Below are 12597 nucleotides of genomic sequence, written 5' to 3'. Positions count from 1 at the left end.
ATGAGCAACCTCGATCTCAAGCCCGCCCCCGCGGTGTGCGGGCAGCAGGCCGTGACCGGCCCCGTCCAGGAGTTGCTGACCGGCCGCCAGGTGCCGCTGGGGGAGTCCACCGTGGTGCGCCGACTGCTGCCGAACCTCGGCCGGCGGATGGTCGGCGCCTGGTGCTTCGTCGACCACTACGGCCCCGACGACATCGCCGACGAGCCCGGCATGCAAGTGCCTCCGCACCCGCACATGGGCCTGCAGACCGTCAGTTGGCTGCACGAGGGGAGCATCCTGCACCGCGACAGCCTTGGCAGCCTGCAGACCGTCCGCCCGCGCGAGCTGGGCCTGATGACCTCCGGACGGGCCATCGCGCACTCCGAGGAGTCGCCGCGCGACCACGCCCGCCTCCTGCACGGCGCCCAGCTCTGGGTGGCCCTGCCGGACGCCTACCGGCACACCGCCCCCTCGTTCGAACACCACCCCGAGCTCCCCGTCGTCACCGCGGACGGCCTCGCGGCCCACCTGATCCTCGGCACCCTCGACGACGCGACCTCGCCCGGCACCACGTACACCCCGATCACCGGCGCCGACCTGACGCTGCGCGAGGGCGCCGCCCACCGCCTGCCCGTCGAGGAGGGCTTCGAGTACGCCGTCCTCGCGATGTCCGGCAGCGCCGAGATCGACGGCGTGCCGGTCGAGCCGGGGTCGATCCTGTACCTGGGGTGCGGGCGCCGCGAACTCTCCGTCCGGGCCCGCACCGACGCTGCCGTGCTGCTGCTGGGTGGCGAGCCGTTCGAGGAACGCCTGGTGATGTGGTGGAACTTCGTCGGCCGCACCGGCGAGGAGATCGCGCAGGCGCGGGCCGATTGGGAGAAGGGGGCCCGGTTCGGGGAGGTGCACGGCTACGACGGGGCTCGGTTGCGGGCTCCGGAGCTTCCCGACACGCCGCTGAAGGCGCGGGGGCGGGCGCGCTGACCTGCGGAGACGCCTGTTGTGGACTCGGGTGCAGCGGTTGGGCGCCGATTGGTCACGGCGTCGGTTCGGCCGGTCCTTCGGGGTGGGGAGCCGTGGCGGCGCTGTGGACGTAGACGGTGCTGCGCCCGCGTTGGCGTTCAACCATGGTGCCCGCGTTGAGGGTTCGCTTGATCCACGTCTCCTCCTCGCGCCAGCCGAGCTTGGCGAGCATGGGCAGCAGGGTTTTCTTGGGGAGCCCGGCGGTGCCTGCTTCGCGGAGGGTGGCCAGGATTTCTGCTTCGGCGCGCTGGATGAAGAGCTGGCTGGCGGTCGGCATGTCCTGGATGCGGACGGTTGCCGGGTCCGGGTCGATTCCGTTCCTTGTGGCCCAGTCTGCGATGTAGGCCTCGGCGGCGGGCTCGTCGGTGCCCAGGACCTGGCTGAGGCATTCCAGGAAGACGTCGTCCTGCGCGGCCTTGAGGTGATGGGCCATGTCCGCCTGGAAGTTGTAGTTGCCGCCCCACTCGGCGGCGGCGTGCGAGGCGCGGTGTGCCTCGAGGCGCAGGTGGACGGCCCGTTCTGCGATCGCGTCGGCGGCGTCGGCGGGCGGGGCGAAGGTGTCGGTCATGGTCGTCACCGTACCGAAGGCGCGATTGGCGGGGAGGGGGAGGTCAAATGTTGCTGAAGGGGACGGAGTTGAGCCGGCCCTCCCCCGCCTGCGGCGGGGCCACCGACGACGGCCGTGCCGTGATCATCGCGGTGACCGGAGTCCTGGCCGATGAGGCGGTCAGGTCGTCGATGTTGCCGGTGGGGATGTCGTAGACCCAGCCGTGGAGGGTGACGGTGCCGGCGGCGAGGGCGCGGGCGACGGAGGGGTGGGTGGCGAGGTTGGCGAGTTGGGTGCGGACGTTCTCGCGGACCAGGGCGTCGACGTCGCCGGCCTTGGTGGTGCGGGCGATCGAGGCGTCGGCGTGGCGGAGCCAGGAGGCGACGGCGGGGGCGGCGGTGAGGTCGTGGCCTTCGGCGAGGGCGGTCATGGCGCCGCAGGCGGAGTGACCGCAGACGATGATGTCCTTCACGTTCAGGGCGGCCACCGCGTATTCGATGCTGGCGGAGATGCCGTCGGCTTCGGGGGTGTGGGCGGGGACGAGGTTGCCGGCGGTGCGGATGACGAAGAGGTCGCCGGGCTCGGTGCCGGTGATCAGTTCGGGGACGACGCGAGCGTCGGAGCAGCTGATGAACAGCGTGTCGGGGGTGTGGTGGGTGGCGAGGTGGGCGAAGAGCTCCGCCTTGGCCGGGAAGACGTCCCGCTGGAAGCGGGCGACGCCCTCGGTGAGGTTCTGCATGGGTCACTCCTCTCGGTGGCGATCGGCCCTTGTGGGCTGGTGAGATCCACCATGCATGACCAGCGCGCATAGCGTCCAGGAGTTGCTAGCCATGGAAGCCATTGGTCGTGTCTATGCCGAGCGCTGCGACGTGCGGGACGTCATCCGAGCTGAACCGCTCCCGGGCTTAGCAGGCCTTAGGTCGAGCCCGATCGCGCCCCAACGCCCGTGGCCCGGAAGGTACATGACACCCTTGCGGGAGCAGGGCACCGGTGGGAGCCGGGCCGGTCGACGTGAACAGGAATGAGGCAACCGTGCGACTCTCCGACGAATTCGCCGTGGTGGTCGAGGCGGCGATTCCCGCCCCGCCGGAGCGGGTCTGGGAGCTGGTGGCGGACATCTCCACCTCCGCCCGCTTCAGCCCGGAACTCCAGCGCACCGAGTGGCTCCAGGACGCGGACGGGCCCGCCGTGGGCGCCCACTTCGCCGGGCACAATGCCCGGCCGGACGGGTATGAATGGCAGGTGGTCAACCGGATCACCGAATTCACTCCGAACGAGCGCTTCGGCTGGTCGGTCCTGCCGGAGATCGGTACCGCCCAGGGCGACGCGTTCGCCCGCTGGTACTACGAGCTGACCCCCGAGGGCGCCGGCACCCGGGTGCGGCACGGCATGCGGATGGGCAACCTGCGCACTCCACTGCACGCCTTCATCGAGGCCAACCCGGACCAGGAGGAGGCGATCGTCGGCGCCCGTCTCACCGCCCTCCGCACCGGTATCGAGGCGGTCCTGGCGGGCATCGCCGAGGACGTCACCCGTTCCTGACCGACTGGTCAGCGGGGGGTGTCGTCGGCGGCGGCGCGCAGGTGGTGGACGACGTCGGGGCTCCAGTGCGGGATTTCGGGCCAGTCGCCGTTGTCGTCCTCCACCGGGAGGGACTTGAGGACGGCGGCCAGGCGCGGGGGGAGGCGCGGGGACATGCCCTGCTTGCAGAGGGCGAGTATCTCGGCGCGGACGCTGCGGGACACCAGGGGGCGGTCGGGGGAGGTCAACTGCCAGTCGGGTTGCGGGAGTTCGGCCAGGGCCTCGGCCTGGAGGCGCCAGAAGTTGGCGTCCGTGGGCTCGCCGCGCGACTGGTGCAGGAACCACAGGCAGGAGGCGGCGAGGTGGCTGCCGCCGCCGGCCGCGAACTCCCACCAGAAGCGGGCACCCTCCTCGTAGTCGGCGAGGTTCAGCAGGACGCCCAGGACCAGCGCGCCGTCCGGGCGTTCGACCTCGCTGTCGACGAGCTTGGCCAGCGAACTCGCCGCCGCCGGGTTGGCGAGGATCAGCGAGCACAGCATGCCGAGCTCGTGCCGGGCCTGACGGTGTGCCAGACGCAGCGGCGCCGGGGCGGCTCCCCGGCTGCGTTCCAGCATCACTTCGGTTGCCGCGGATCTACCACTCACGCGTTCCTCCGGGCGAGCTTCTCCTTGAGGCGGTCCTCGGCGTGGCGGGCGTTGGAGCGCACCGTCCCCACCGTCGAGCCCAGGTACTCCGCGACCGTTTCGTCCCGGAGATCGAGAGCGTAGCGGAGGATGATCACGTCCTGCTGTCGCTCGGGCAGTGACAGGATCGCCTCGTAGGTGCCGTGCACGTCCGGGGTGAATTCCATCCGCATGCGGTGCATGGCCGTGCGTATCGCCACCCGCCACTGGTCGTGGGGCCAGTGCTCGTCGCCGGTGGCCGTCGCCGCCAGGCCCGCCTTGGCGATCTCGTCCTTGAGTACCTTCCACGCGGAGGCCGCGGGGGCCGCCTCGCGCAGCAGCATCTGCCAGTCGCCCCACAGCCAGTCGCGTACCGCGTCGACCACTGCGTGGGCCTGCTCGTCGGACAGCCGGCAGGCCCGCGCGGCACCGAGCCACGCCTGTTCGTGGGTCTCGCAGAACGCGTCGAAGGTCAGCTGATCGCGCCGTTGCGGTACCGCCAATCCGAACTCCGGGTCCACCGTCACCCCTCCCAGCGGGAGAGTCTCTCCCGCACCGATCGGATCGTGGCCCGCGCCCCCTTCGCGCCAGACGCCGATGCCTCGACGAGGGGATTGTCGCTCCCCTCACACCACCATTTCAGCGTATCGGGATCCCTGTGGTGAAAACGGAACTCCACGAACATCAGGGGCACAGAAGTGAAAGCCGGGCGGCCAGTTGGGGGCTCGACATGGGTCGTACCCGGTCGTTCGGCCTCGGTGGGGGTTGGCCGGGGCCGGGGTGGGCATGCAGTCGGCAGGGTGCGACCTGGCCGGTTGCCCGGCTGTTCCATGGGCATGATCTTATGAGTTCCGCGCTGGGTGGCGCGTCCTGCCGCGTCACCCGAGCGCTGACGAAGACTCAGCGACCAGGGGGGACGCGCGATGGCTGACGAAACCGCTCACCAGACGCCGCAGATCGGCATCAATCTGAACATCCACCAGGCCCATTCGGCCCGAATGTACGACTACTACCTCGGCGGTGTGACCAACTTCCCCGCCGACCGGGAGGCCGCCGGCCGGGCGCTCGACGCCTTCCCCAACGCCCGGCTCGCCGCGGGCGCCAACCGGGCGTTCATGCGGCGCGCCACCAGGACCATCGCCGAACTCGGCATCGACCAGTTCCTGGACATCGGCACCGGCATCCCGACCTCGCCCAACCTGCACGAGGTCGCCCAGGGCGTCAACGCCGCGGCCCGCGTGGTCTACGCGGACAACGACCCGATCGTCCTGACGCATGCCGAGGCGCTGCTGGAGGGCACCCCCGAGGGGCGCACCGCGTACGTTCAGGGCGACGTCCGGGACGCCGGGGCGATACTCGACGCCGCGGCCGACACGCTGGACCTGGAGCGCCCCGTCGCGCTCAGCATGGTCGCGCTGCTGCACTTCGTCGCGGACCGGCCGGGCGAGAGTGCCGCCGATGTGGTCGAGTCGTTCATCTCGCGTCTCGCACGGGGGAGTTACCTCGTCATCAGCCACTTCACCGCGGACTTCGACCCCGAGGCCACCGCCCGGATGGAGAACGTCTACCGCAGCTCCGGCACCGACCTGCAGGCCCGCACCCAGGCGGAGATCGTCGGGCTGTTCCAGGACTGGCGGCTGCTCACGCCGGGCGTCGTCGCCAGCCCCCGGTGGCGCCCCGACAGCGCCGGGGACGCGGCCGTCACGGACGCGCAGGCGGGCTGCTACGGCGGGGTCGCGCAACTCGTGTGACGCCGGCGGTGGCTACCGGTGGGCGGCGGCCGCCGCCCACCGGACAGGCCCTGACGGGTGCGGAAGTGGCGGAACAGGTTGCGCGCCCCGTACACCCCGGGGCCGCCGAAGCCGACCAGGTCGACCGGTCCGCCGGCGGTGGTCGCCTTGACGGCCGACTCGCCTGCCGCGTACGTCCCGTCCTCGCCCCGGGCGGTCAGGTGAACGCCGTCGCCGGTGGAGGTTCGGAGTTCTCCTGGGCGGTGCTCATCGTGGTCCCTTCGCCTGATTTCAGGAAGTTGCAGGGGGTCGGGCCGGCGAGATCGCTACCGGGTGGCGCGCGTTGACGGTCAGGCGAGCGCCAGGAGGGTGGCGAGGGCGGAGACCGCGGTCAGCAGCAGGAACAGGTGGGGGTAGCCGCCGACCGGTCCGGCGAGGGCGGAGCCGACCCACGGGGCGAGGGCGCCGGCGACGGTGGCGGGGGCGACGAGCAGGGCGCTGAGGCGGCCGTAGGCGGCGGTCCCCCAGCGGTCGGCGACGGCGGTGGCCTGGAGGAGGGTCAGGTTGCCGCGGACGGTGCCGCCGAGGACGGCCAGCGCGACAAGTAGGGCTGCCGGTCCGGGAGTTGCGGCGAGAGCGAGGGTGGTGGCGCCGCCGCCGGCGATCAGGACGGCGGTGCGGGCCCGGACGGGTATGCGGCTGGCGAATGGGGCGTACAGGGTGCGGCCCAGGGTCTGGCCGAGGCCGCCGAGGCCGAGCGCCCAGGCGGCGAGGGTGGGGCCGGCGCCGCGTGCGGTCAGCAGCGGGACGAGGCCGAAGATCACGGTGAACATGGCGAGGGCGGAGAAGGCGAAGGCCGCGGAGAGCCGCCAGAAGGCGGGGTCGCGCTCGACCGCCCTGCCCTGAACGGGAGTTGCGGACGTCTCGGGAGGTGGTGGCCAGGGGTGGCGCAGCCCGAGTGCGTGCAGCGGGACGGTGACGGCGGCCAGCAGCAGGGCGAGCGTCAGGTAGGTGGAACGCCAGGACAGGTGGCCGGCCAGGGCGGCGGTGAGGGGCGCGAAGGCGGTGGAGGCGAGACCTCCCGCGAGCGTCACGGTGGTCAACGCGCGCACCCGGTCCGGGCCGTACCAGCGGGTCAGGGCGGCGAACGCGGGCTGGTAGAAGGTGGCGGCCATCGCGGTGCCGACGGCGAACCAGGCGAGGAAGAAGACCGGCAGGTTCGGCGCCAGGGCGACCCCGGCCAGGGCGGCGGCGCCGAGTACGGAGCCCGCGGTCATCACGGTGCGTGGGCCGCGGCGGTCGAGGAGCCGGCCGACGGGGATGCCCGCGAGGGCGGAGGTGAGCAGGGCGGCCGAGAACGCGGCGGTGGTGGCCTGGGTGGACCAGCCGGTGGAGCGGGTGATGTGCGAGAGCAGGACGGGAAAGGCGTAGTAGAGGATGCCCCAGCCGGTGATCTGGGTGATGCACAGGGCGGGCAGCGCGGCGCGGGGCCGCGACCGGAGGGGCGTTCCGGTCGCTGCCCCGTGCGTGGTGGTGTGGGTGGTGTTCGCCACGGTCAGCAGCAACTGCCGCTAGGGGAGCCGGAGTTGGTGGAGTTGTTGGACTCCTGGGCTCCGAGGGGGATCGGCTTCGGCTTGCTGCCGAGAGTGAGGAGCTCGGGCGCGGCCGTCGTCGAGCAGCAGCCACCGGCGTCGGTCTGGGTGGTGGCGGGCTTGGAGTCGGCGGGGGTGGGGCAACAGCCGCTTTCGGGCTGGGCGGTGACGGTCTCGGGCTCGGCGGCGGGGGTGGAGCAGCAGCCGCCTGCGCCCTGGGTGGCGTCGGGGTCGTCGAAGAGGCCGGCGCCGCCGCAGACGCCGGTCTCGGGGAGGGTCAACTCGACGCGGGCGGCGGCCTCGTGGTCGCCGGCGAGGGCGGCGGCGATGGAGCGGACCTGCTCGTAGCCGGTCAGGGCGAGGAAGGTGGGGGCGCGGCCGTAGGACTTCATGCCGACCAGGTAGAGGTCCTGCTCGGGGTGCGCCAACTCGCGTGCGCCGTGCGGGTAGACGGTGCCGCAGGAGTGCTGGTTGGGGTCGATCAGCTCGGCGAGGAAGACAGGGGCCTGGAGGCGTTCGTCGAGGTTGAGGCGGAGTTCGTCGAGGAAGGAGAGGTCGGGGCGGAAGCCGGTCAGCACGATGATCTCGTCGACGGGCCGGCTGCGGTGGCCGTCCTCGTCGACCAGGACGAGCTGCTCGCCGTCGGCCTCGATCGCGGCGGTGCGGAAGCCGGTGAGCACGCTGGCGTGGCCGTCCTCGACGGCCTTCTTGGCGCGCAGGCCGAGCGCGCCGCGCTCGGGCAACTGGTCGGCGGTGCCGCCGCCGTAGGTGGAGCCGGAGATGCCCCGGCGCAGGATCCACTCGGCGTGGGTGCCGGGGGCGTCCTTGGCGAGGTCGGCGAGCATGGCGAGCGCGGTGAACGCGGACGCGCCCGCGCCGACGACCGCTGTCCGCTTGCCGGCGTACCGCTTGCGGGTGGCGGGGTCGGTGAAGTCCGGGACGTAGTACGAGATCTTCGCGCTCGCGGCGCGCTCGCCGAGGGCGGGCAGGCCGTTGCCGCCGGCCGGGCCGGGGGTGGACCAGGTGCCGGAGGCGTCGATGACGGCGCGGGCCAGGATGCGTTCCTCGGAGCCGTCGGCGTGCCGGAGGTGGACGGTGAACGGCTGTGCCGCGCGGTCGGCGTCGACGATGCGGTCCCGTCCGGCGCGGGCGACGCCGGTGACGCGGGCACCGTAGCGGACCCGGTCGCCGAGCACGTCGGCCAGCGGCTGGAGGTACTGCGAGACCCAGTCGCCGCCCGAGGGGTAGGCGTCGGCGTCGGGGCGGACCCAGCCGGTGGGGGCGAGGAGCTTCTCGGCGGCGGGGTCGACGACCTCGGACCACTGCGAGAACAGTCGCACGTGCGACCACTCGCGCACCGCGGTGGCGGCGCTGGGCCCGGCCTCCAGGACGACGGGTTCGATGCCGCGCTCGATCAGGCGGGCGGCGGCGGCCAGGCCGACCGGTCCGGCGCCGATGACGGCTACGGGGAGCTGGGGGACGGGAGTGTTCTCGCTCATCTCGGTTCTCCGGGTGGTGCGGTCGCGTGAGGGATGAGCGCTGATTCCACGCTCGTCGATACAGCCGAGCTTGCCCACTGATTCGACGGATGTCAACATAGACGTATGTCGAACTTGATTTCCGTGGAGCTGCCGATCGTTGACGGGTCGGCCGTGCCCTGCTGCCCGCCGGTCACCTCGGCCGCGCTGTCGGAGGCGGACGCGGAGCGGATGGCCGCGATGTTCAAGGCGCTGTCCGACCCGGTGCGGCTGCGGCTGTTCTCCCGGGTCGCCTCGCACGAGGGCGGCGAGGCGTGCGTGTGCGACATCCAGGACGTGGGCGTGTCCCAGCCGACCGTCTCCCACCACTTGAAGAAGCTCCGCGAGGCCGGCCTGCTGACCTCCGAGCGGCGCGGCACGTGGGTGTACTACCGCGTCGCGCCCGGCGTGCTGGCCGCCATGGCCGGGCTGCTCGCCGCCACCTGCTGACCGCTCCTTCAACAGCGCGTCGATCTGCTGGACGGCGGTGCGGGCGGTGCGGGCGGTGCGGCCGACGCCGAGAGGTACGCCTCGGGCCGGGAGGAGTCCGGCCGGGCCGGGCTCACGTCCCATCGGGTGGTCGCGGTGGTCGCGGTCTTCGCGTCGGGCGCGGTGCTGGGCCGGGTGGCGGCGGCGGGCGCGGTCTCTGGGCCGGTGCGCGTACGTAGGGTGGGTCGAGCGCTCCGCTCACGTCCTGAGCCGGCGTCGGATTGTGCGGGTCGTCAGCCCAGCAGCGTCTTGATCTCCTGGACGGCGCTGCGCGCGGTGCGGCCGACGCCGATCAGGGTGGCGGAGGCGGGGCCGGTCCAGTCGCCGTAGCCGAGCAGGTGGATGCGGGGGTCGGCGAGGGTGCGGGTGCCGTCGGTGGGGATGTGCCCGTTGACGCGGCTGAGGTCGAGCGGGCGGGTGGCGGCGAGGTCGGGGCGGAAGCCCGTGCACCAGATGATCGTGTCGCAGTCGAAGGTGCTGCCGTCGCCCCAGACGGGGCCGCTCGGGGTGAGTCGTTCGAACATCGGGTGGGCGGCGAGCAGCCCGCTGTCCCGGGCCCGGCGGACGGGGCCGGTGGCGACGATGTCGCCCAGCGAGGCGACGCCGCCGTGCTGTTCGCCGTGTTCGGCGGCGTTGACGCGGCGGGTGGCGAGCTCGAACAGGGCCCGGCCGTCGATCGCGTCGGGCAGGAAGTGCGGCGGGCGGCGGGTGACCCAGCGGACGGTGGCCACGTCGGCGAGGTCGGCGGCGATCTGGGCGCCGGAGTTGCCGCCGCCGACGACCAGCACCCGCTGCCCGGCGAACCCGCTGGCCGTGCGGTAGTGGTGGGTGTGGAGCTGGCGGCCGGCGAAGTCGCGTTGGCCGGGGACGTACGGGGTGAAGGGGCGCTGCCAGGAGCCGGTGGCGAAGATCACCGCGTCCGCTCGCCAAGTCCCGTGGCTGGTAAGGGCGATGAGCCCGTCGGGGGCGCTCTCGACGCCGGTCACGTCGACCGGGCGGTGCACGGGCAGTTCGTAGCGCTCCTCGTACTCGGCGAGGTAGCGCACCACGTGGGCGGCGTCCGGGTACTCGTGTCCCGGCTGGTGGGGCATCGGGCGGCCGGGCAGGGAAGAGAAGGCGGCGGGGGAGAACAGGCGCAGGCTCTCCCAGTAGTGCTGCCAGGCGCCGCCGGGGTGCCGGGCGGCGTCGAGGATCGCGAAGTCGAGTCCGGCGCGGCGCAGGTAGTACCCGGCCGCGAGACCGGCCTGGCCGCCACCCACCACCAGGACCCGGGTGTGGCGGTCGGGGAAGGTCATCGCTGTTGCTCCAGGGGTGCGGCGGGGCGGGTCGCCCGCGCCGGAAAGGGCGTGCGGGCGACCTGCGGGGCTTCAGCGCGACGATTCCACAGAAGTGGTGGTCCTGACGGCGAACTTCTTGCGCCAGGCGAGGGAGACATACACCAGGGCGATCAGGACGGGGACCTCGATCAGCGGGCCGACGACGCCGGAGAGGGCCTGGCCGGAGGTGACGCCGAAGGTGGCGATGGCGACGGCGATGGCGAGTTCGAAGTTGTTGCCCGCCGCCGTGAACGCCAGCGTCGCGGTGCGGTCGTAGGCCAGGCCGAGGCCCTTGCCGAGCGCGAACGAGCCGAACCACATGATCGCGAAGTAGGCCAGCAGCGGCAGGGCGATCCGGGCGACGTCGAGCGGCTGGGAGGTGATGGTCTTCCCCTGGAGGGCGAACAGGATCACGATCGTGAACAGCAGCCCGTACAGCGCCCAGGGGCCGATCTTCGGCAGGAACGTCGACTCGTAGCGCTCGCGGCCCAGCTTCTGCTCGCCGATGCGGCGGGTGAGGAAGCCGGCGACCAGCGGGATGCCGAGGAAGACCAGGACGTTGACGACGATCTTCGCGACGGAGAAGTGCAGGTTGTCCTGGGACAGGCCGAGCCAGCCCGGCAGCACGTCGAGGTAGAACCAGCCCAGCACGCCGAACATCACGACCTGGAAGACGCTGTTCAGCGCGACCAGGACGGCGGCGGCCTCGCGGTCGCCGCAGGACAGGTCGTTCCAGATGATCACCATGGCGATGCAGCGGGCCAGGCCGACGATGATCAGACCGGTGCGGTACTCGGGCAGGTCCGGCAGGAAGATCCAGGCGAGGGCGAACATCACGGCCGGGCCGAGCAGCCAGTTGATCACCAGCGAGGAGACCATCAGCTTCCGGTCGCCGGTGACGGTGTGCAGGCGGTCGTAGCGGACCTTCGCGAGGACCGGGTACATCATGACCAGCAGGCCGAGGCCGATCGGCAGCGAGACGCCGCCGACCTCGACCTTGCTCAGCGCGTCGTTCAGGCCGGGGATCGCCCGGCCCAGGCCCAGGCCGAGGCCCATGGCGAGCAGGATCCACACCGCGAGGTAGCGGTCCAGGAAGGAGAGCTTGCCGACCGGTCCGGCCTCGGGGTGATCCGGGGGAGCGGTGGTTCTGGTCGGGGTCACGGGCAGGACCTCTTGGTGTCGGCGCTCGCGGTGGCGCGGGCGGTGGCGGCGAGATCGCCGAGCAGGCCGGCGAGGGCCCCCAGGGCGTCGGGGCGGAGCTTGTAGTAGGTGAAGCGGCCGCAGGGCTCGGTGTCGACCAATCCGGCCTCGCGCAGGATCTTCAGGTGGTTGGACAGGTTGGTCTGCTTGGCGCCGGTCTCCTCGACGAGGTGGCTGGTGCAGAGCGCCTCGTGCGCGAGCAGCGTCAGGATCCGCATGCGCAGGGGGTCGGCCAGGGCCTTCAGCAGGTCCACCGTGCCGTTCACATCACTCTCGACTGACATCACCATGTGCTGATACTATCGCATCAGTCCTGGCTGATATCAGTGGCAGCTGAGCTGTTGTGTGATCCTGCCCTCGTTGCCGCGTATCGGCCCGGACACCGCCGTCCGAAGGGCCCGCTCCGGCCCGCGACTTCCGATCGAACGAAGGAACCGCCCACCCATGACCGCCGCGCCGCTCGCCTCCGTGCTGTTCGTCTGCGTGCACAACGCCGGCCGCTCCCAGATGGCCGCCGGGTTCCTCACCCACCTTGCCGGGGACCGCGTCGAGGTCCGCTCCGCCGGCTCCGCCCCCGGTCGCGAGGTCAACCCCGCTGCCGCCGCGGCGATGGCCGAGGTCGGCATCGACATCTCCGACCAGCGGCCGAAGATCCTCACCACCGAGGCCGTCCAGGCGTCCGACTACGTGATCACCATGGGCTGCGGCGACGCCTGCCCCTACTTCCCCGGCAAGCAGTACCTCGACTGGAAGCTCGACGACCCGGCCGGGCAGGGCGTCGAGGCCGTCCGTCCGATCCGCGACGCGATCCGCACCCTGATCGAGGGGCTGATCGCTGATATCGACGCCAACGCCACCCAGAACAAGGAGAGTTGATTCCCGTGTCCTTTGCCACTGACGTCCGTGACGTGATCATCATCGGTTCCGGTCCGTCCGGATACACCGCTGCGCTGTACACCGCGCGTGCCTCCCTCCAGCCGCTGGTGTTCGAGGGCGCGGTCACGGCCGGCGGCGCGCTGATGAA

General features: G+C 72.0%; 14 protein-coding genes and 2 pseudogenes. 6 read left to right on the top strand and 10 right to left on the bottom strand.

Annotation, left to right across the window (positions count from 1 at the left end; all coding sequences use genetic code 11):
* On the top strand, nucleotides 1-960 hold the full coding sequence (locus tag ACGFWJ_RS33485; RefSeq protein ID WP_392956212.1) for a pirin family protein: 960 nt from the start codon (nucleotides 1-3) through the stop codon (nucleotides 958-960).
* A gap of 52 nt (nucleotides 961-1012) precedes the next feature.
* Here the strand turns inward: ACGFWJ_RS33485 and ACGFWJ_RS33480 are convergent, their stop codons facing one another.
* Nucleotides 1013-1567: a hypothetical protein gene (locus tag ACGFWJ_RS33480; protein ID WP_392956210.1), complete on the bottom strand. Its 555-nt coding sequence runs from the start codon at nucleotides 1565-1567 to the stop codon at nucleotides 1013-1015.
* Nucleotides 1568-1610: 43 nt separating this feature from the next.
* The gene (locus ACGFWJ_RS33475) at nucleotides 1611-2285 is read right to left on the bottom strand and encodes a carbonic anhydrase (protein ID WP_392956207.1); all 675 of its coding nucleotides are present in this window, start codon (nucleotides 2283-2285) and stop codon (nucleotides 1611-1613) included.
* Between the two features lie 293 nt (nucleotides 2286-2578).
* Here ACGFWJ_RS33475 and ACGFWJ_RS33470 point away from each other — a divergent pair, with 293 nt between their 5' ends.
* Nucleotides 2579-3088 (top strand): SRPBCC family protein, encoded by a 510-nt coding sequence (locus ACGFWJ_RS33470; RefSeq protein ID WP_392956204.1) that lies wholly within the window; start codon nucleotides 2579-2581, stop codon nucleotides 3086-3088.
* 8 nt (nucleotides 3089-3096) lie between these two features.
* Here the strand turns inward: ACGFWJ_RS33470 and ACGFWJ_RS33465 are convergent, their stop codons facing one another.
* Nucleotides 3097-3711 carry a hypothetical protein gene (locus tag ACGFWJ_RS33465; protein ID WP_392956202.1) on the bottom strand — a complete coding sequence of 205 codons (615 nt, stop codon included), beginning with the start codon at nucleotides 3709-3711 and terminating at the stop codon, nucleotides 3097-3099.
* Nucleotides 3708-4250 (bottom strand): RNA polymerase sigma factor, encoded by a 543-nt coding sequence (locus tag ACGFWJ_RS33460; protein ID WP_387642857.1) that lies wholly within the window; start codon nucleotides 4248-4250, stop codon nucleotides 3708-3710. Before ACGFWJ_RS33460 ends, ACGFWJ_RS33465 begins: the two co-directional genes overlap by 4 nt.
* Nucleotides 4251-4652: 402 nt before the next feature.
* On the opposite strand from ACGFWJ_RS33460, the gene ACGFWJ_RS33455 reads away from it, so the two are divergent.
* Nucleotides 4653-5480, top strand: a complete 828-nt coding sequence (locus ACGFWJ_RS33455) for an SAM-dependent methyltransferase (protein WP_392956199.1) — start codon at nucleotides 4653-4655, stop codon at nucleotides 5478-5480.
* Between the two features lie 53 nt (nucleotides 5481-5533).
* On the opposite strand, the pseudogene ACGFWJ_RS33450 reads toward ACGFWJ_RS33455, so the two are convergent.
* From ACGFWJ_RS33450 to ACGFWJ_RS33440, 3 genes and pseudogenes are all read right to left on the bottom strand, one after another.
* Nucleotides 5534-5620 (bottom strand): annotated as a pseudogene (locus tag ACGFWJ_RS33450) (VCBS repeat-containing protein); the annotation flags it as partial.
* Between the two features lie 189 nt (nucleotides 5621-5809).
* Nucleotides 5810-7012: an MFS transporter gene (locus ACGFWJ_RS33445; protein ID WP_392956196.1), complete on the bottom strand. Its 1203-nt coding sequence runs from the start codon at nucleotides 7010-7012 to the stop codon at nucleotides 5810-5812.
* Nucleotides 7013-7194: 182 nt separating this feature from the next.
* Nucleotides 7195-8550 (bottom strand): annotated as a pseudogene (locus ACGFWJ_RS33440) (NAD(P)-binding domain-containing protein); the annotation flags it as partial.
* A gap of 105 nt (nucleotides 8551-8655) precedes the next feature.
* On the opposite strand from ACGFWJ_RS33440, the gene ACGFWJ_RS33435 reads away from it, so the two are divergent.
* Nucleotides 8656-9018: an ArsR/SmtB family transcription factor gene (locus ACGFWJ_RS33435; RefSeq protein ID WP_392956194.1), complete on the top strand. Its 363-nt coding sequence runs from the start codon at nucleotides 8656-8658 to the stop codon at nucleotides 9016-9018.
* A 272-nt stretch (nucleotides 9019-9290) separates the two neighbouring features.
* On the opposite strand, the gene ACGFWJ_RS33430 is transcribed toward ACGFWJ_RS33435, so the two are convergent.
* From ACGFWJ_RS33430 to ACGFWJ_RS33420, 3 genes are all read right to left on the bottom strand, one after another.
* The gene (locus ACGFWJ_RS33430) at nucleotides 9291-10352 is read right to left on the bottom strand and encodes an ArsO family NAD(P)H-dependent flavin-containing monooxygenase (RefSeq protein WP_392956192.1); all 1062 of its coding nucleotides are present in this window, start codon (nucleotides 10350-10352) and stop codon (nucleotides 9291-9293) included.
* A 72-nt stretch (nucleotides 10353-10424) separates the two neighbouring features.
* A complete protein-coding gene (arsB, locus tag ACGFWJ_RS33425; RefSeq protein WP_392956317.1) occupies nucleotides 10425-11540 on the bottom strand; it encodes an ACR3 family arsenite efflux transporter in 1116 nt (371 codons plus the stop codon).
* Nucleotides 11531-11863 (bottom strand): ArsR/SmtB family transcription factor, encoded by a 333-nt coding sequence (locus ACGFWJ_RS33420; protein WP_392956189.1) that lies wholly within the window; start codon nucleotides 11861-11863, stop codon nucleotides 11531-11533. Before ACGFWJ_RS33420 ends, arsB begins: the two co-directional genes overlap by 10 nt.
* Before the next feature lie 154 nt (nucleotides 11864-12017).
* Between ACGFWJ_RS33420 and ACGFWJ_RS33415 the strand changes: the two genes are divergently transcribed.
* Together ACGFWJ_RS33415 and ACGFWJ_RS33410 are read left to right on the top strand one after the other, a co-directional pair.
* Nucleotides 12018-12449, top strand: a complete 432-nt coding sequence (locus tag ACGFWJ_RS33415) for an arsenate reductase ArsC (RefSeq protein ID WP_392956186.1) — start codon at nucleotides 12018-12020, stop codon at nucleotides 12447-12449.
* A gap of 5 nt (nucleotides 12450-12454) precedes the next feature.
* On the top strand, nucleotides 12455-12597 hold a 143-nt coding region (locus ACGFWJ_RS33410), incomplete at its 3' end, for an FAD-binding protein (RefSeq protein ID WP_392956314.1).

Origin of the sequence: Kitasatospora sp. NPDC048407, from assembly GCF_043200475.1 — a bacterium.
Lineage (GTDB): Bacteria > Actinomycetota > Actinomycetes > Streptomycetales > Streptomycetaceae > Kitasatospora.
This window is presented reverse-complemented; position numbering and strand designations above follow the sequence as displayed.

Bases quoted from the DNA above. Each gene is read 5' to 3' on its own strand.
- ACGFWJ_RS33485 (WP_392956212.1), top strand. From the start codon at position 1: ATGAGCAACCTCGATCTCAAGCCCGCCCCCGCGGTGTGCGGGCAGCAG.
- ACGFWJ_RS33480 (WP_392956210.1), bottom strand. From the start codon at position 1,567: ATGACCGACACCTTCGCCCCGCCCGCCGACGCCGCCGACGCGATCGCA.
- ACGFWJ_RS33475 (WP_392956207.1), bottom strand. From the start codon at position 2,285: ATGCAGAACCTCACCGAGGGCGTCGCCCGCTTCCAGCGGGACGTCTTC.
- ACGFWJ_RS33455 (WP_392956199.1), top strand. From the start codon at position 4,653: ATGGCTGACGAAACCGCTCACCAGACGCCGCAGATCGGCATCAATCTG.
- ACGFWJ_RS33435 (WP_392956194.1), top strand. From the start codon at position 8,656: ATGTCGAACTTGATTTCCGTGGAGCTGCCGATCGTTGACGGGTCGGCC.
- ACGFWJ_RS33430 (WP_392956192.1), bottom strand. From the start codon at position 10,352: ATGACCTTCCCCGACCGCCACACCCGGGTCCTGGTGGTGGGTGGCGGC.
- ACGFWJ_RS33420 (WP_392956189.1), bottom strand. From the start codon at position 11,863: ATGGTGATGTCAGTCGAGAGTGATGTGAACGGCACGGTGGACCTGCTG.
- ACGFWJ_RS33415 (WP_392956186.1), top strand. From the start codon at position 12,018: ATGACCGCCGCGCCGCTCGCCTCCGTGCTGTTCGTCTGCGTGCACAAC.